At 70.8% G+C, this 15,972-nt stretch carries 17 protein-coding genes; 8 read left to right on the forward strand and 9 right to left on the reverse strand.

The window, feature by feature from the left end; all coding sequences use genetic code 11:
- Together ACNFOC_RS36775 and ACNFOC_RS36780 are read left to right on the forward strand one after the other, a co-directional pair.
- Window positions 1–258 (forward strand): maltotransferase domain-containing protein (locus ACNFOC_RS36775; protein WP_416963369.1); only part of this gene is annotated, 258 nt, incomplete at its 5' end.
- Window positions 255–1,235, forward strand: coding sequence for a DNA polymerase Y family protein (locus ACNFOC_RS36780; RefSeq protein WP_416963370.1), 981 nt, complete (start codon window positions 255–257; stop codon window positions 1,233–1,235). The genes ACNFOC_RS36775 and ACNFOC_RS36780, both read left to right, overlap by 4 nt.
- A gap of 28 nt (window positions 1,236–1,263) precedes the next feature.
- On the opposite strand, the gene ACNFOC_RS36785 is transcribed toward ACNFOC_RS36780, so the two are convergent.
- Together ACNFOC_RS36785 and ACNFOC_RS36790 are read right to left on the reverse strand one after the other, a co-directional pair.
- Window positions 1,264–1,470, reverse strand: coding sequence for a hypothetical protein (locus ACNFOC_RS36785; protein ID WP_416963371.1), 207 nt, complete (start codon window positions 1,468–1,470; stop codon window positions 1,264–1,266).
- Window positions 1,471–1,631: 161 nt separating this feature from the next.
- Complete coding sequence (locus tag ACNFOC_RS36790; protein WP_416963384.1) at window positions 1,632–2,006, reverse strand: cupin domain-containing protein; 375 nt, start codon at window positions 2,004–2,006, stop codon at window positions 1,632–1,634.
- 95 nt (window positions 2,007–2,101) lie between these two features.
- On the opposite strand from ACNFOC_RS36790, the gene ACNFOC_RS36795 reads away from it, so the two are divergent.
- Window positions 2,102–2,545, forward strand: coding sequence for a MarR family winged helix-turn-helix transcriptional regulator (locus ACNFOC_RS36795; protein WP_416963372.1), 444 nt, complete (start codon window positions 2,102–2,104; stop codon window positions 2,543–2,545).
- A gap of 146 nt (window positions 2,546–2,691) precedes the next feature.
- Window positions 2,692–3,552 carry an esterase/lipase family protein gene (locus ACNFOC_RS36800; protein ID WP_416963373.1) on the forward strand — a complete coding sequence of 287 codons (861 nt, stop codon included), beginning with the start codon at window positions 2,692–2,694 and terminating at the stop codon, window positions 3,550–3,552.
- Between the two features lie 69 nt (window positions 3,553–3,621).
- On the opposite strand, the gene ACNFOC_RS36805 is transcribed toward ACNFOC_RS36800, so the two are convergent.
- Window positions 3,622–4,656 carry a lytic polysaccharide monooxygenase auxiliary activity family 9 protein gene (locus tag ACNFOC_RS36805; RefSeq protein WP_416963374.1) on the reverse strand — a complete coding sequence of 345 codons (1,035 nt, stop codon included), beginning with the start codon at window positions 4,654–4,656 and terminating at the stop codon, window positions 3,622–3,624.
- A gap of 193 nt (window positions 4,657–4,849) precedes the next feature.
- Here ACNFOC_RS36805 and ACNFOC_RS36810 point away from each other — a divergent pair, with 193 nt between their 5' ends.
- The gene (locus ACNFOC_RS36810; protein WP_416963375.1) at window positions 4,850–5,302 is read left to right on the forward strand and encodes a GNAT family N-acetyltransferase; all 453 of its coding nucleotides are present in this window, start codon (window positions 4,850–4,852) and stop codon (window positions 5,300–5,302) included.
- 27 nt (window positions 5,303–5,329) lie between these two features.
- Here the strand turns inward: ACNFOC_RS36810 and ACNFOC_RS36815 are convergent, their stop codons facing one another.
- Window positions 5,330–5,464, reverse strand: a complete 135-nt coding sequence (locus tag ACNFOC_RS36815) for a hypothetical protein (RefSeq protein WP_019066207.1) — start codon at window positions 5,462–5,464, stop codon at window positions 5,330–5,332.
- Window positions 5,465–5,600: 136 nt separating this feature from the next.
- On the opposite strand from ACNFOC_RS36815, the gene ACNFOC_RS36820 reads away from it, so the two are divergent.
- Complete coding sequence (locus ACNFOC_RS36820; RefSeq protein ID WP_416963376.1) at window positions 5,601–6,209, forward strand: class I SAM-dependent methyltransferase; 609 nt, start codon at window positions 5,601–5,603, stop codon at window positions 6,207–6,209.
- Between the two features lie 40 nt (window positions 6,210–6,249).
- Here the strand turns inward: ACNFOC_RS36820 and ACNFOC_RS36825 are convergent, their stop codons facing one another.
- Window positions 6,250–6,750 (reverse strand): ribonuclease FAU-1 family protein, encoded by a 501-nt coding sequence (locus ACNFOC_RS36825; RefSeq protein ID WP_416963377.1) that lies wholly within the window; start codon window positions 6,748–6,750, stop codon window positions 6,250–6,252.
- Window positions 6,731–7,660 (reverse strand): GNAT family N-acetyltransferase, encoded by a 930-nt coding sequence (locus ACNFOC_RS36830; RefSeq protein ID WP_416963378.1) that lies wholly within the window; start codon window positions 7,658–7,660, stop codon window positions 6,731–6,733. Before ACNFOC_RS36830 ends, ACNFOC_RS36825 begins: the two co-directional genes overlap by 20 nt.
- 127 nt (window positions 7,661–7,787) lie before the next feature.
- Between ACNFOC_RS36830 and ACNFOC_RS36835 the strand changes: the two genes are divergently transcribed.
- Window positions 7,788–8,159 (forward strand): GntR family transcriptional regulator, encoded by a 372-nt coding sequence (locus ACNFOC_RS36835; protein ID WP_416963379.1) that lies wholly within the window; start codon window positions 7,788–7,790, stop codon window positions 8,157–8,159.
- A gap of 134 nt (window positions 8,160–8,293) precedes the next feature.
- Here the strand turns inward: ACNFOC_RS36835 and ACNFOC_RS36840 are convergent, their stop codons facing one another.
- Window positions 8,294–9,388, reverse strand: a complete 1,095-nt coding sequence (locus ACNFOC_RS36840; protein ID WP_416963380.1) for a DUF5925 domain-containing protein — start codon at window positions 9,386–9,388, stop codon at window positions 8,294–8,296.
- Window positions 9,389–9,596: 208 nt separating this feature from the next.
- Between ACNFOC_RS36840 and ACNFOC_RS36845 the strand changes: the two genes are divergently transcribed.
- Complete coding sequence (locus tag ACNFOC_RS36845) at window positions 9,597–11,012, forward strand: GH39 family glycosyl hydrolase (protein WP_416963381.1); 1,416 nt, start codon at window positions 9,597–9,599, stop codon at window positions 11,010–11,012.
- 22 nt (window positions 11,013–11,034) lie between these two features.
- On the opposite strand, the gene ACNFOC_RS36850 is transcribed toward ACNFOC_RS36845, so the two are convergent.
- The gene (locus ACNFOC_RS36850) at window positions 11,035–14,889 is read right to left on the reverse strand and encodes a lipopolysaccharide biosynthesis protein (RefSeq protein WP_416963382.1); all 3,855 of its coding nucleotides are present in this window, start codon (window positions 14,887–14,889) and stop codon (window positions 11,035–11,037) included.
- Window positions 14,882–15,682: a polysaccharide deacetylase family protein gene (locus tag ACNFOC_RS36855; RefSeq protein WP_416963383.1), complete on the reverse strand. Its 801-nt coding sequence runs from the start codon at window positions 15,680–15,682 to the stop codon at window positions 14,882–14,884. Before ACNFOC_RS36855 ends, ACNFOC_RS36850 begins: the two co-directional genes overlap by 8 nt.
- Window positions 15,683–15,972: the final 290 nt, after the last annotated feature.

Consider the following 15,972-nt stretch of genomic DNA (forward strand, 5'->3'; position numbering starts at 1 on the left):
GTGCGGGACGGGGAGTTGCCCGCCAAGGCCGTGACGGGGGAGCACCTCGACATCACGGCCACCGTCTTCCGCGAGGGCCACGGCGCCGTCGCCGCGGACGTCGTCCTGCACGACCCCGCGGGGCGGCAGCCGCAGCGCACCCTGGCCGACGGCACCGCCGGTGCCCGCCTGCATCCGTACGCCGACCTCCAGCCCGCCGGCACCCGCTCCGCCGACCTGAAGAAGTTCGGTCACCGCAGCCCGGGGAGTGCGGGATGAGCGCGCGGCAACGGCACATCGCCCACTTCCACCTGCATGCCGAGCTGACGGAGGCCCGGTACGGCGATGTGGTCGAGCTGGTGTCCGGAATCACGCCTCACGTCCAGGCCGTCCCGCCCAACGCCCTTCAGGTGGACCTGACTTCGGCGCTCCGGTACTTCGACATGTCCGCCTACGACGCGGTCCAGACGGTGAAGATGAGACTGAAGGCCCACTACGGCATCGACAGCAGCGCCGGCCTCGCGGGCAACCGCATGCTGGCGGCGATGGCGGCCGACGCGTCCGCCCCGGGGGACACCACCTGTGTGCCCACGGGGGAAGCGGCCGACTGGCTGTACCCCCGGCCGGTCACCGCACTGCCCGGCATCGGCCGCGCCACGGCGGACACGCTTCACCGCTACGGCCTGCACACCATCGGCCAGCTCACCGACCTGCCTCCGGCGACCCTGCAACGGCTCCTCGGGGCAGGCCAGGCACGGCTGTTGACCGAGCGGGCCCGCGGCCACGACCCCCGCCCGATCGTGCCCGCGGAACCGGCGGCGCATCTGGCCGCCGACCTGGCCCTGAGCCGGGACTGCCTGGACCCGGCCCAACACCACCGGGCCGTCCTGGGACTTGCCGACCGGATCGGCCAACGCCTGCGTGGAGAAAGGGAGTTCGCGGGCCGACTCACCCTCACGGTCCGGTACGCCGACCGCACTTCCAGCACGCGCACCCGTACCCTGCCGGAACCCACCGACCACTCACCCGCCCTCGCGGCCACCGCCCTGGGCCTGTTGGCCTCCCTCGGACTGCAACGCGCCCGCGTCCGTGCCTTCGTGCTCCGCGCCGACGACCTGCGGCCGGCCGGCAGTGCCTACCGTCAGCTCTCCATGGACCCGGCGGACGCCCGCGCCCGCGCGGTCGAAGCAGCCGCGGACCGCGCCCGCCGCCGCTTCGGGCAGGAGGCCGTACGCCCGGCCGCGCTGGCCGACTGACCTCTGCCGGCCACAACTGTCCATGCGCTCAGGGGCGTTGGCGGAGGTCCTGGTTCTTCCGTACCCGCCAGGCGCGCAGCAGCAGGAAGAGCCCGATCAGCGCGACCACCACGCCCAGCACCGCGTACTGGCCGTGGCCGGACATGGCCGAGCCGTTCATCGCGCCGACGCCCTGCGCGATCCAGACCGCGCCGAGCACGACGAGGATGATCCCGCCGACACCACGGACCAACATGGTCACTCCATTCCCCGCACCGGTACGTCCGCGGCGGAACCCGCCCGCGTCCACCGCTCAGCTTCGCCCCGTTCGGTGCGACTGGGGCGGTCGAAAACCTTACGGAACGGGAACGTCGTGCGGTTGTTGTCCGCATGCGACCAAGGCCCCTTGTCCGTACGTCAGTTGGCCCACGGCGCGACGATGCGCGTGCCGTCCGCCAGCTCCGCCTCCAGGCCGATGGTCGTGGTGACCCACGTGATCACGGTCCGGTCGGTGGGGTTCTCGGCGCCGAAGGTCGCCCCCGGGTTGATGATCAGGGTGTCACCCGCGCCGACCCGCTCGGTACGGCCGTCGAGCGTGATCACCAGCTCGCCTTCGAGGATGTGCAGGATCTCCTCGTGGTTGACGGTGTGCAGGGGCGCTTTGGTGCCGGCGGGGATCTCGCCCCGCCATGCGCACAACTCCTTGCTGCCGGTGCCGGGATGGGCGTACGAGACGAAGCGGGCGCCGTGGATCTCGTGGACGACGGCGTCGGACGGGTGGACGACGGGCATGGGTTCCTCCAGGAATAGGTAGTCAAGCTGCTTGACCATGTGCTCAACATGGTCAAGCAGCTTGACCAAATCGTCAAGGGTGTTTCAATGCCGTCGTGGAGAACTCCGAGGCCATCGCCCTGACCGCCGCTCTGCTCGCCGCCGCGGGCGACCTGACGAAGCGCATCAATGACGGAGTCGTCGCCCGTGGATTCGAGGGGCGTCCGGCGTACGGCTTCGCCTTTGCGCGGCTCGCGCCGGACGGTGCGACGGCCACCGATCTCGCCGCCCACCTCGGAATCACCAAGCAGGCCGCCAGTCAGCTCGTCGACGAACTCGTCCGCAAGGGGTACGCCGAACGGCGCCCGCACCCCGGCGACGCCCGTGCCCGGCTGGTCGTGCTCACCGAGCTGGGGTGGGCCTGCACCCGGGCGGCGGAAGAAGCGGCTCTGGAGGCCGTGCAGCCGTGGGTCGAACTGCTGGGTGAGAGTGAAGTGCGCGTGTTGTGTGACCGTTTGCGGCGTATTGCGCCCTACGGTCCCCTCAGGCCCACCTGGTGACTGGTTATCACTGGAAGTTTTTACCGACGCGTAACTTCACACTTCACCTACTCACTCGTAACTTGACGAGTGAACAGCATTCTTGTGATCCGGATCACAGGGCGTAAGGCCGTCGCAACTCCCTTGAGCCGCAAGGAGATCACACGATGCTGCCCTGGAAACGAGTGCTCAGACCCCTGACCGCACTGCTCCTGACCGCCGCGATCGCCACCCTCCCCGTCACCGCCGCCCACGCGTCGACCGCCCCGAGCACCGGCTGGAACGACTACAGCTGCAAGCCCTCCGCCGCACATCCCCGCCCCGTCGTCCTCGTGCACGGCACCTTCGCCAACAGCACCGACAACTGGCTGACCCTCGCGCCGTACCTGGAAGCCCGCGACTACTGCGTCTTCTCCCTCGACTACGGCCAGCTCCCCGGCGTGCCCCTCGTATACGGCCTCGGCCCCATCGACGAGTCGGCGGCCCAACTCCAGGTCTACGTCGACAAGGTGCTCGCCGCGACCGGCGCCGCCAAGGTCGACCTGGTCGGGCACTCGCAGGGCGGCATGATGCCCCGCTACTACCTGAAGTTCCTCGGCGGCGCCGCCAAGGTGAACACCTTCGTCGGCATCGCGCCCGACAACCACGGCACCACCCTGGACGGCCTCACCAAACTCCTGCCGTACTTCCCGGGCGCCGAGGACGTGATCTCGGCGGCGGCTCCCGGCCTCGCCGACCAGATCGCCGGCTCGGCCTTCCTCACCAAGCTGAACGCGGGCGGCGACACCGTCCCCGGCGTCCACTACACGGTCATCGCCACCAGATACGACGAGGTGGTCACGCCGTACAGCAGCCAGTTCCTGAGCGGGTCCGACGTGCACAACGTGCTGATCCAGAACCTGTGTTCACTCGATCTCTCCGAGCACGCCCTGCTCGGGCTCACCGACCGGATCGCCTTCCACGAGGTCGCCAACGCCCTCGACCCCGCGCACGCCACCACCACCAACTGCCTGTCGGCGCTCAGTTGACCGTAGGCACACCGCGGGGCCTGTCCGACCTGAGCCGCCGGACAGGCCCCGCCCCCTGCACGGGCCGTACTAACGGCCGTGCCGTCCACCGCCGTTGGTCGCGCGACGGCGGACCGAGGCGAACAGGGCCGCGGCGCCGAGCGCCAGGGAGGCCGCGCCGCCCACGACGAGATACGGCGAGCTGTCGTTGGCGCCGGTCTCGGCCAGGTGCTGTGAACTCCCGGCCGCCTGAGGTTCGTTGGCCGCGTCGGAGGCTTGGTCCGTCGCGGCGACCGGCTCCGCCGAGGTGCTCGCGTCCGCGTCCCCGTGGCCCTGGTGCTCGACCGTCGACTTGTCGGTGCCAGCCGCGATCTGCTGGTCGGAAGGGGTGGAGGCGGTGGGCGCCGGAGTCGTGGGAGCGGCCGGGGTGGGCGTCGAACTGCCCGCCGTACCACCGCCGTTGGCGCCCGTGCCGCTTCCGCTTCCACCGCCGCCGAAGCTGACGTCCGAGCAGGAGTAGAACGCCTCCGGGCTGTCCGAGCGCTGCCAGATCGCGTACAGGAGCTGCTTGCCGGAGCGCTGCGGGAGGGTGCCGGAGAAGGTGTAGAAGCCGCCCGTGGCGACCGGGTCGGTGGAGGTCGCGACCGGGTGGTCCAGGTCCAGGTCCGCCCAGGCGAGCGGCTGGGCGGGGTCGTAGCCGGACTTGGTGATGTAGACCTTGAAGGTGCCCTTGTGCGGTGCGGTCACGCGGTACTTGAAGGTGTACGAGCCGCTGCTCACGCTTGTCGCCGGCCAGTCGGCGCGGGCCAGGTCGAGGCCCTTGAACTCCTCGCTGTTCGCGCTGCACAGCCTGCCGTCCGGGATCAGCGTCTGGTGCTGCCCGTTCGCGTCACCGATCCGGATGCCGTTCCAGTCGTAGAGAGCCTGCGTGCCACCGGCCGTGACCGCCGCCCTGCACGCGTCCGACCGGGGATTCTCCGGACCCTCCGCGTAGCACTGCGCGACCCGGCTGACCGGGTCGCCCATCGAACCGTGCGCCGCCGCGGGCGTCGCGGCGAGCGCGGTCAGGGCGAGCGGGGTCATCCCGAGGACGGCGACAGCGGCGGCCTTGCGGCGTGCGGGCATGGGGGAACTCCAACTCCTCGGACGGTGCTCGGCGCGGGGGACGGATCCTGTGGGGGTGATCAGAAGCTAGCCGCTGGACACCGCGAAATCGCCTGCTGGAGAGGGGAGAGGGAGATCCTTATGGTGGTGTTAAGGCAGGGCTAACTGAGGGCTCAGGGAGGGACGGTTCCGTGAGCGCGGAGAGGTGTTGCGGATGAGTGGAGCGGAAGAGGTTCGCGCGGCCGTCGTCGCCGATGTGCCCGCCGTGAAGGCCGTGACCGACATGGCGTACCACCACTACATCGCACGCATCGGTGTGGTGCCGCAGCCCATGGAGGCGGACCACATGGCGAATGTGGCCGCCGGGCGGGTGTTCGTGACCGGGGATCCCGTGACCGGTCTCGTGGTGATCGAGGAGCGCGACGATCACCTGTTCCTCGACAGCATCGCCGTCCGCCCCGAGGCGCACGGCAGGGGCGTCGGGCGGCTGCTCCTGCACTTCGTGGACTCACGCGCGCGTGAGCTGGGGTTGCCGGAGATCAGGCTCTACACGAACGCGCTGATGTGGGAGAACCAGCAGATCTACCCGAGGTTCGGGTACGAGGTCGTGGAGCGGCGCACGGACGGGCCGTACGACCGCATCCACTACCGGAAGCGGCTGGGCTGACCGGGGCAGGCAGGTGGCAGGCCGGGGTCAGCCGTCCGGCCACCATGTGCGGGCGATGTCCTTTCGGACCTCGGGGCGCTCGACAGGGCGCTCGTCGGCCTCGTCCCGTACCCGACGGGCGTCCGACTTCTTCAGGGGCTTCTGCACGGTCACGCGGCGCATGGCTGCCTCCTTGTGTCCACCCGGGGTTCGTGTTCTCACGGGGTAGACCGTTCCCGGGAGGGTGACTCATCGGCGGGGATCTGTCTGTGGCCGCTGTCACGATGGGACTGTCAGTGGTGGGTGTCACGCTTGGCGCATGAGTGAACCTGTAGCGAACTTCGACTGGGACGCGGAGGCCGCCGCCTTCGACGAAGAGCCTGATCACGGCCTGCGCGACCCGGAGATCCGCCGGGCCTGGGCCGACCGGCTGCGCTCCTGGCTGCCCGCCGGCGCCGCCGACATCCTCGACCTTGGCTGCGGCACCGGCACCCTGTCGCTCCTCGCGGCCGAGCAGGGGCACCACGTCACCGGCGTCGACCTCTCCCCGGCGATGATCGACCTCGCCCGCGCGAAGCTGGCCGGCCGTGACGCGGCGTTCCTCCTCGGTGACGCGGCCGCGCCCCCGGTGGGCGAGCAGCGCTTCGACGTCGTCCTCGCACGGCATGTGCTGTGGGCGCTGCCCGACCCCGCCCGGGTCCTGCGGCACTGGCGCGGGCTGCTGAGGCCCGGCGGGCGGCTCGTGCTGGTCGAGGGCGTGTGGGGCACGGTCAGCCCGGTCGGCATACCCGCCGACCGCCTCACCGAGCTCCTGGCACCCCTGGTGTCCGACGCCGGGCACGTGCGCGTGGAGCGGCTGTCCGAGGACCCGCTGCTGTGGGGCGGGGCCGTGGACGACGAGCGGTACGCGGTGGTGGCGGTGCCGTAGCCCGGCCCGCCCTGCCGTCACACCGGCAGGGCGCCGGGCGTCACGCCAACAGCTCGTCGAACCCGCCCTCACGGGCCAGCCTCTCCAGCTCGTCGAGCGCTGCCACGGCCGCCGCCGCGGCAGCGGGGTCCGACTCCGTCAGCCCGCTCTCCTCGAACTCGTCCTCGTCCAGGCGCCGTACGTCCGTCCCGTCGGCGGAGATCCACAGGTCCAGATCGAGGTCCTCCACGACGAGTTCGGTGCCGGAGAGCGTGGCGGGGCGGGTGACGTCGCAGTACCAGCCCTTCAACTCACCGGTGCCGTCCCGGACTTCCTTCACGGCGAACCAGCGGTCCCGCCAGTAGTACTCGGTGAACACGTCACCGCGCTCGAAGCGCACGAAGCCGAAGTCGCGGACGCCGTCACCGGCCCACGGGGCGCGGACGGCGAGGCGGGTGCCGTCGTCGAAGAGCAGGTCCGCCGCGTAACGGATCTTCGTGCGGCCCGCCTTGACGAGGACGACGTCCAACCGGCGTGCGGGATCAGGTGAGTTCGCGGACATGGCGCACCTCCGTGGCGCAGGTTTCGTAGCCGAACCACTTGTTGATCGCGAGCATCGGACCGTTGCCGGTGTCGTTGCCCGTGAACGCCTCCATGTAGCCGGCGGCGCGGGCGCGGTGCAGGGAGTCGTTCTTGGCGAGCTTGGCGAGGCCCCGGCCGCGATGGGCGCGGGCGGTGCCGGTCATCACCGTGCCGTAGCGCGTGCCGCCGTCCGTGCGGGCGGCGCTGAAGGCCGCCGGGTGTCCGTCGACGACCGCCACGGACGTCAACTCGGGGCTGAACAAGGGGTGTTGCCAGGTCTCGTCCAGCCAGGCCTCGTAGTCCGTGAACTCGGTGTCGATGTCGCTGGGTTCGTCCAGCGTCGCCTCCGAGTCCAGGGCGAACAGGGGGCGCGGATCGTCGGCGAAGTCCGAACCCGGGCGGATCTCCACGCCGGGCGGCGGGTCCTGGAGCGGGGGCAGGGTGCCGTGCGCCAGGTCCAGCCGGAGGAAGTGCGCGGAGCGGCTCGCCGTATAGCCGAAGCGCTCGGCGAAGGCGCGGTTGGCCGGCTCGTCCAGGACCCAGGCGTAGAGCCTGGTCGCGCCCTGGGCGGCCAGATGCTCCTCGGCGGTGCGGACCAGGAGCGAGCCCGCGCCCCGGTTCTTCCGCTCGGGGTGCACGTACACGTTGACGAAGCCCTGGCCCGGCTCCGGGCTCTCGTAGGCGATGCCCACCTGGGCCGTGCCGATGATCTCGCCGTCCTCCTCCGCGACCAGCCTGCGCAGCCGGGCCTCCGGATGGGCACGGGTGATGTCGTGGGCGACGGACTCCGGGGTGAACAGCATGAAGGGGAGAGCCAGACGGCGGACCTCGACGAAACCGTCCAGGTCGGCCCGGACATCGGGGCGCAGGTCGCGTGCGATCACGGTCATGGAGTCGCACGCTACGGCGGAGCCGCGCCGGAATGCCTCCCATTTTCCGGCGGGTGTCCTCCCCGGAACTGCGGTGGGCGCGTTCTTCGGTGGGCGCGTTCCGCGGTGGGTGCGGGACAATCGGGCCGTGACCTTGAAGATCCACATCGACGACAGTGCGGCGCCGTACGAGCAGATCCGCGCCCAGATCTCGCAGCAGGCCCGGTCCGGAGCGCTGCCGGTCGGCTACAAGCTGCCCACCGTACGAGGACTGGCCGAGTCGCTCGGTCTCGCCGCCAACACCGTCGCCAAGGCGTACCGGGCCCTGGAGACGGACGGCGTGATCGAGACACGCGGGCGCAACGGGACGTTCGTCGCGGCTGCGGGCTCGGCGGCGGAGCGTGAGGCGTCGTTGGCCGCGCAGGCCTATGCGGAGAAGGTCCGGCGGCTGGGGCTCGCGGAGGGGGACGCGGTGGCGGCCGTGCGGGACGCCCTGCGGGCGGCTTACGGGGAGGGGTGAGGTGAGTTCGGCACCGCCGTGATGCGCCGTTGCGGCGGAGACGAATGTCGGCCGGATGGAGAGGCGTAGTGCGGCCGTGTGGTCGCAAGAGCGGCGCGGCCGACGTGGCTACCGGCGTGGCGGAGCCGGTGTCGTCACAAGTACAACCCCGCGTCCGCGCCCTCCCGTTGGTCCGGTACCGAGGTCGGCTGCGTGCCCCGGCGCAGGGCGTACAGCTCCGCCAGGGTCGCGCCCTCGCGGCCCACGCCCTCCTCCGTGCCGAGCCAGTTCACCGACTCCTTGCGGGTGAGGGGGCCGACCTCGATGCGGGCGAGGCAGCGGCCGGGACGGACCACGGCGGGGTGGAGGCGCTCCAGGTCCTCGTTCGTGGTGACGCCCACCAGGACGTTGCGGCCCTGGCCGAGGAGGCCGTCCGTGAGGTTGAGGAGCCGGGACAGGGCCTGGCCGGCCGTGTGCTTCGCCTCGCCGCGGATCAGCTCGTCGCAGTCCTCCAGCAGGAGGAGCCGCCAACGCCCCTTGCCCGTCGTGTCGTCCTCGCCGATCGCGATGTCCATCAGATAGCCGACGTCGCTGAACAGCCGCTCCGGGTCCAGCACACAGTCCACCTGACACCAGTCCCGCCAGGACCGGGCCAGCGTGCGCAGCGCCGAGGTCTTGCCGGTGCCCGGCGGGCCGTGCAGCAACAGCAGCCGGCCCGCGATGTCCTCCGGGGTCGTCTTCATCAGGGTGTCCATCGCATCGGCCACCGGACGCGTGTAGTTGGCGCGCACCTCGTCCCACGTGCCCGCCGAGATCTGCCGGGTCGTCCGGTGCGGGCCGCGCCTGGGGGAGACGTACCAGAACCCCATCGTCACGTTCTCCGGCTGCGGTTCGGGCTCGTCCGCCGCGCCGTCGGTCGCCTGGTCGAGGACCTTCTCGGCGAGTTCCTCACTGGTCGCCGTGACCGTGACGTCGGCGCCCCGGTTCCAGCGGGAGATCAGCAGGGTCCAGCCGTCGCCCTCGGCGAGCGTCGCGCTGCGGTCGTCGTCGCGGGCGGCGCGCAGCACCCGGGCGCCCGGCGGGAGCAGGGTCGCCCCGGACCGGACGCGGTCGATGTTCGCCGCGTGCGAGTACGGCTGCTCGCCCGTCGCGAACCGGCCGAGGAACAGCGCGTCGACGACATCGGACGGGGAGTCGGAGTCGTCGACGTTGAGCCGGATCGGCAGAGCGTCGTGTGGGTTAGCGGACATGGGGCCATGATCCGGCACAGGGACGCCGTGTGCACCCGCTTTCCGCAGTGCGCCCCCCGGTGTCGCCTCCGTCCGGTGCATCCGATGTGTCCGGACTGTGTCCGCCGTCTCCCGGCTGTGTCCGCCGTGTATCCCCTCCGCCCTGTTACAAGGCTGTGCACGCGGAGGCCTGCCCCACCTCCCCGCACCGACGTTACTGTTGCCCTTGATGGGACGTCATGGGTGGAATTCGGGGGCACTGCGGTGGCGGCTCACCGCGCTGCTCGGCGTGGCAGTGGCCGCACTGGCGCTGATCGTGACCCTGATCAACACGCTTCCCGGCGGCGGAAGCACCACGGGCACCTCGCGCGACGGCGACAAGGTGCACGGCACCCCGGCGAGCCCGCCCGACGAGGACCGGCCCGAGGTCGGCTGGGGCTTCACCCACACCCAGTACAGCGCCGACGAGGGCAGCGACGCCGCGACCGAGCGCGTCGAGGGACTGCTGGCGAAGTCCCGACTCCCGCAGGACCAGGCCATCATGGGCTGGGGCGCCGACAACCCCGAGCCGGTGAAGGGGCGTTACGACTTCGGCGCCCTGGACCGCCGTATCGACTTCATGCGCAAGTCGGGCGGCACCCCGGTCATCACGCTGTGCTGCTCCCCGGACTGGATGAAGGGCGGCAAGCCCGGTGTCGACAACACCGACTGGAGCCAGGCCTCGTTGGAGACGGCGCCGAAGCCGGACCACTACGCGGACTACGCGGCGCTCGCGGCGACCGTCGCCAAGCGGTACCCGGACGTCACGCACTTCATCGTGTGGAACGAGTTCAAGGGCTTCTGGAACAACGCCGAACAGCGTTGGGACTACGAGGGTTACACCCAGCTCTACAACCTGGTCTACAAGGCGCTGAAGAAGGTCAACCCGAAGATCATGGTCGGCGGGCCCTATCTGGTGATGGACAGCGTGGACCCGCGCGACGCGAACGCCTCCAGCACCTTCAAGGGCAGTTGGGGCGCGATGGACCAGCGGATCATCGACGCCTTCGACTACTGGAACAAGAACAAGGCCGGCGCGGACTTCGTGGTCGTCGACGGCTCCAGCTACACCAACGACGACGACCTGCTGCCCAACGAGTTCGGGGCCACCGACAAACTCACCGCCGTGAGCAAGTGGGTTCGGGAGCAGACGCACGACCTGCCGCTGTGGTGGGCCGAGTACTACGTCGAGCCCGCCGACGGCAACGACGACCGCACGGGCTGGTCCGAGACCCACCGCGTCGCCGTCCAGGCCACCGGCATGATCGCCATGACCAAGGGCGGCGCCACCTCCGGCTTCTACTGGAACCCGGAGGACGAGAAGGGCACGGACTGCGCGGGCTGCCTGTGGACGCCGACCGACAGCTCCGGCGGCGGGAAGCAACTCCCCATGTACGACCTGGTCTCCCGGTTCGACGCGGCCTTCGGTCCCGGCACCACGTACGAGACCGTGTCGGTCGCCGCCGACGACGTGCCCAACGTGCGGGTCCTCGCCACCGACAGGACGGTCCTGGTCGTGAACACCCTGGACCGGCAGATCAGCGCGAAGGTCGACGGGAAGCAGTTCGACATGGCGGCCTATGAGGTGAAGTGGCTTACGCGATAAGCCACTTCAGCTCGTAAGACAGCTACTTCATCGTCAGGAACCGCTGGACCAGCGAGGCCAGCAGCACCGCCAGCAGAGGCAGCGAGAACCAGAAACTGCTCTGTAGCCACCGCAGTTGGCGCACGCTCGGCCGCACCGCGACCCGGACGACCTCGCGGGCCGTCAGCATCAGGATCAGGGCGAGCGCGGCGAGCGCGCCGACCACCGACCACGGCGTCCAGGTGATCTGCGGTCCGATCGGCCCGGGATCGGGCTCGGGGACCGCGCCGGCCGGCTGCTCGCGCAGGGAGTACATGGTCACGTCGGCGTTGACGAGGACCTTCCTCAACTCCTGCCGGTTGTCCAGGTTCTGGATGAGCCGGGACTCCCAGGTCGCCGAGTAGCCCGCGTCCAGCTGGAGCGAGACGACCTGGCTCTTGTTGAGCATCAGATACGAGTTCGGGCCCGCGTCCTTGAGCGCCTTGACCAGACCGGACACCAGCACCGGGTCGGAAGGGGCCAGCGTCGGGATGTAGTTGACCCGCTCCATGTCCTTCGCGCCCCACGGCATCGCCGGCGTCACGTCGTTGACCGTGTCCTCGGTCAGCCACAGCAGCCGTACCGTCGGCTTGTCGTGGGCGTACACGTAGTTCATGGCGGCGACCTCGCCGGGCCGCACCCGCTCGAAGCCCTCGTTGCCCCAACGGGCCACCAGGAAGCCGCTCATGAGCAGCAGCCCGGCGAGCAGGGCGGCCAGCGGGGCGAGACTCATCCGGTCCTTCTCGCGCTCCTTGGCGGTGACGCCGGTGCGCGGGAAGAGGGCGAGACCCGCGAGCAGGGCCGCTCCCGGCACCGCGAACATGAAGACGCGCAGCGCCATCTCGCCGCCGTAGGACTGCATGCCGAAGCCCAGGAACGGGACGAAGGTGAGGACGAGCAGGGAGCGTTCGCGGTACTTGTGGTCGCGGCGGCGCCACCAGCCCCAGCAGGCGAAGGCCATGACACCGCCGGCCAGCAGGACGCGGGTGTAGAGGACCAGCTTGTGGGTCGAACTGCCGCCCTGGATACGGCCGGAGACGGACGTCGACACATTGCTGCCGACGCCACCGACCCCGCCGAAGAGGTCGTTGAAGTGTCCCGACCAGTACGGCTCCGCCATGAAACCGAGCCAGACCGCGACCAGCACCCCGAACAGGATGGGTAGACCGCGGAGTTCGGAGCGGCCGACCAGGACGAGGACCGTGAGCACGCCCAGCATCACGAACGGCGTGAGCTGGTGGGCCGGGACGCTCGCCGCGAACAGGCCGATCAACACCAGGAGCAGGACGGCCTGTTGGCGCCGGTCGGTCGGTTCGACCTCCGCCTCGCCGGGCCGTGTCTTCGTCCACAGGACGTGCGGTGCCCGGAACCAGACCAGCAGGATCGCCACGAAGGCCAGGTAGAGCAGGAAGGTGAAGCCCTGCGGGGAGAAGTAGTCCTGGCCGACCCAGCCGCTGAGCACGAAGATCCAGATGCCGGTCCACTTCGCCCGCCAGCTCGCCCGCAGGGAGCGGACGAGGAGGAACATCGGTGCCAGGTAGGCGAGTTGGATGGCGGTGGGCCACCAGCGGATCACCTCGGTCCAGTCGGTGATTCCGCACGCCTTGCCGATGAACGCGGCCACCGCGAAGAAGCCCGGCCAGCTCCAGCGGGCGTCCAGGTCGGGTACGGCCGACCCGGTGCGGTCGATGTAGTCGATGAACCCGAGGTGCTGCCAGGCCGTCGGGAAGCGCGGCTCGGTCTCGATCACCGCGGGCAGCGCGTGCAGCGAGACCACGGTCGCGAGCAGGGTGATCAGCAGCAGTGCCTTGTGCTCGCGGCCCAGCCACAGCAGCGAGGCGAACACCACGATCAGCAGCGTGGCGCCGACCAGCGTGGGCAGCGGCAGCACCGAGATCAGGCCCAGCCCGCCCATGCGGTCCAGGTCGGACTCGCCGAGCCGTGCCGCGGGCACCCAGTACAGGAGCAGCGCGGCGACCAGCAGACAGCCGAGCACGACCCCGGGGCGCGTGGGCATCAGACGCTCGCGCAAGGACAACGGCCGTGCGGGCGGTGGGACTTCGGACTCCTGCGCCTTCCGCTCCTTCTCCGCCGCGTCCTCCCGCGCCTGTTCCCGTACGAGCGATTCCTCCGGTACGACCACCCGGTCGGAGCCGTTGGCGGGCTCGAACGGCGCGTCCACCTCCGGCTCGGCGGACGGGCTCAGCGAGGACTCCGAGCCGGGCTCGCGTTCCTCCACGGGCAGCCCCACGACCTCGGACCGCTTGATGCCGAGCGCCCAGGTCGGACGCTGGTCGCCGGACACGATCGGCGTGCCGGTGGGCGGGGTGCCGGGGCCCGGCCGTACGTCCGGCCGGCGTTCCAGGTGGTCGAAGTCGACGTGGATGCCGAGCGCGAGGGTGTCGGAGTCGAGCGCCCAGGCCGGACCACGACGACGGGGCGCGGCGGCCGGCACCTCGCGCGCCCCCAGGTCGGCGAGGTCCCCGTCGGGTGCCGTGTCCTCGGGCAACTTCGCGGCCGGTGCGGCCCGGAGCGTCTTGAAGAGCTTGGGCGCGGCGATCGCCACGATCACCGCGAGGCTGGAGATCTCGGCGACGCCCGCGCCGGTCAGACCCATGCGGGGGAGCAGCAGCAGCGTCAGACCGAGCACCAGGACGCACAACAGGCCCTGAAGCCAGGCGAGTCCACCGGTACGGCTCTGCGCGCGCAGCACCGCGAAGTACGTCTCCATGAGGACCCGCAGCAGCGCGCCCACCGCGAACCAGCGCAGCAACGGCGTCGCCGCGTCCGCGTAGCCCGCGCCGAACACGCCCAGGATCCACGGGGCGCCGATGAACAGCAGTCCGCAGATCGGCAGCATGATCCGGGCCATGCGCTTGAGCGCGGCCCGGGTGTTGGCGGCGATGCGCGCCGGGTCGTGGGAGCCCTCGACGGTCAGCGAGGCGCCCATGTTGATGGCGAGCAGGTTGACCGTGCCGCCTATCGTCGTGGTGATGTAGAAGTACGCGTTGTCCTCGGAGCTGACCTGCGAGGCGATGATCACCGGCACCAGGTAGACCACGGCGAGCGAGAACAGGGAGCCGGTGTAGTCCCCGGCGAGGAACCTCCCGATCTCCCGCAGTGTCGGCGGCTTCGCGTGCTCCTCGGTCGCCTTGATGTGCCGGGGCACCAGCCGCCGGAACACCAGCCAGCCGAGCGGCACCACGGAGAACGCGATCGCCGCGACCCAGGACACGAAGACACCGCTCGCGGCGAACATCGACGCGAGCCCGATGAGCAGCGCCAACTTGACCGCCGAGAACACGGTGTTGCCCACCGGCACCCAGGGCGCGCTGCGCAGCCCGGTCAGCACCCCGTCCTGGAGCGTCAGCACGTTCCAGGCGACGACCGCGACGACGAAGCCGAGCGCGGGGATCGGCCCGTGCAGGAAGCGGTACGAGGGCCCCCAGTCGTTCAGCGTCAGCAGGAAGATCCCGGCCCCGAACGCGACGACGACCGAACTGCCCGCGTACGTACGGAAGATGAGGCGCCCGGTGGCGCGTCCGGCGACCGGGATGAAGCGGGCCAGGGCGCCGGTCAGCGTGACCGCCGTGAGCCCGGCCAGCAGCTTCATCGCGGCGATCGCCGCCGAACCCTGGCCGACCGCGGACGGCGAGTAGTAGTGGGCGGCGATCAGCCAGTAGCCCAGCCCCAGCACCGCGGAGATCCCGGTGTTGAGCATCAGGGCGTAGGCGTTGCGGAACAGCGGGCTGCCGCCGGGGGACCTGCCCCTCCCCGGCAGGCGCAGCCGACGCCCCGTCTGCTGGGGCGCCTCGGTCCCGGGCGCCGCGTCCTGGGTGGTGGTCGTCGTGTCAGACACGGGAACGGATGGCCTTCCGGCGGACCTGTCGAGCTCTGCGGACCATGGCGTAACCCTGGGTGAGGGCACGATCCCTGGCGAAGTTGCGGGCGATCGCACGGCCCTCGACGAGCCGCTCGAACTCCTCGACACCCGTACTGCGGCGCATAGTCACCCGCCTCAGCGCGTACGGTCCCTGGCGGCGCCGGGCGAGGTCGTTGCCGACGGCGAGCGCCTGCGCGAACCCGGTCTCCCGCACCGCCTGACGCACCCGGCGGCTGGAGTAGCCGTACGGATAAGCGAACGAGACGGGTACGGCGCCGAGTTCGCCGGCGACGATCTCCCGGCAGCGGACCAGCTCCGTGCGCAGGGTCGCGTCGTCGAGCTGGTCGAGCTGTGGGTGGCTGTGGCTGTGGCCGCCGATCTCGACGTCCGCGCCCGCGAGTTCGCGCACCTGGTCCCAGTCGAGCATGGTGTCCAGGCCGCCGCCGGTGTCGTGGTCGCCCCGGATCCAGCCGGTGGAGACGAACAGGGTCGACGCGAAGCCGTGTTGGGCGAGCGCGGGCAGCGCGTGCCGGTGCACGCCCTCGTAGCCGTCGTCGAAGGTGATCAGAACGGGGCGCTCGGGCAGCGGTTTGCCGGAGCGCCAACTCGCGGCCAGATCAGCCGTGTTGACGGGCGTGAAGCGCAGGTCGCCGAGGAGAGCCAGCTGCTCGGCGAAGGCCTCCGGCGCGACGGACAGGGCACGGGTGGCGTCGTTCGGGGCGGCGGCGATCGAGTGGTACATCAGGATCGGCACCGGTGTGTCACTCATGGCCGACCCCGCCGCGCTCGGTGCGGCCACCGCGTCCGTGTGTGTCCGCGCGTCCGTGTCCGCTCCCTCGTTCGGGTGTCTCCCCGCGTCCGCGTGTCTCCCCGTGCTCATGTCCGACCCCCGCGCTCATTGCCGCCACCGGGTTCGGGTGCGTCCGCGCGTTCGGGTGCGTCCCCATGCCGGGGTGCCTCCCCGCGTCCGGGTACCTCCCTGAGTCCGCGTGCCTCCCCGCGCCCGTGTGCGTCCCCGTGCTCATGTCCGACTCCCGCGCTCATTGCCGCCCCGACGCC

Origin of the sequence: Streptomyces colwelliae, assembly GCF_048158785.1 — a bacterium.
Classification (GTDB): Bacteria; Actinomycetota; Actinomycetes; order Streptomycetales; family Streptomycetaceae; genus Streptomyces.

Bases quoted from the DNA above. Each gene is read 5' to 3' on its own strand.
- ACNFOC_RS36815 (WP_019066207.1), bottom strand. From the start codon at position 5,464: ATGCGCCGCGTGACCGTGCAGAAGCCCCTGAAGAAGTCGGACGCCCGT.
- ACNFOC_RS36820 (WP_416963376.1), top strand. From the start codon at position 5,601: ATGAGTGAACCTGTAGCGAACTTCGACTGGGACGCGGAGGCCGCCGCC.
- ACNFOC_RS36780 (WP_416963370.1), top strand. From the start codon at position 255: ATGAGCGCGCGGCAACGGCACATCGCCCACTTCCACCTGCATGCCGAG.
- ACNFOC_RS36855 (WP_416963383.1), bottom strand. From the start codon at position 15,682: ATGAGTGACACACCGGTGCCGATCCTGATGTACCACTCGATCGCCGCC.
- ACNFOC_RS36785 (WP_416963371.1), bottom strand. From the start codon at position 1,470: ATGTTGGTCCGTGGTGTCGGCGGGATCATCCTCGTCGTGCTCGGCGCG.
- ACNFOC_RS36830 (WP_416963378.1), bottom strand. From the start codon at position 7,660: ATGACCGTGATCGCACGCGACCTGCGCCCCGATGTCCGGGCCGACCTG.
- ACNFOC_RS36805 (WP_416963374.1), bottom strand. From the start codon at position 4,656: ATGCCCGCACGCCGCAAGGCCGCCGCTGTCGCCGTCCTCGGGATGACC.
- ACNFOC_RS36800 (WP_416963373.1), top strand. From the start codon at position 2,692: ATGCTGCCCTGGAAACGAGTGCTCAGACCCCTGACCGCACTGCTCCTG.
- ACNFOC_RS36840 (WP_416963380.1), bottom strand. From the start codon at position 9,388: ATGTCCGCTAACCCACACGACGCTCTGCCGATCCGGCTCAACGTCGAC.
- ACNFOC_RS36825 (WP_416963377.1), bottom strand. From the start codon at position 6,750: ATGTCCGCGAACTCACCTGATCCCGCACGCCGGTTGGACGTCGTCCTC.
- ACNFOC_RS36845 (WP_416963381.1), top strand. From the start codon at position 9,597: ATGGGACGTCATGGGTGGAATTCGGGGGCACTGCGGTGGCGGCTCACC.
- ACNFOC_RS36790 (WP_416963384.1), bottom strand. From the start codon at position 2,006: ATGCCCGTCGTCCACCCGTCCGACGCCGTCGTCCACGAGATCCACGGC.
- ACNFOC_RS36810 (WP_416963375.1), top strand. From the start codon at position 4,850: ATGAGTGGAGCGGAAGAGGTTCGCGCGGCCGTCGTCGCCGATGTGCCC.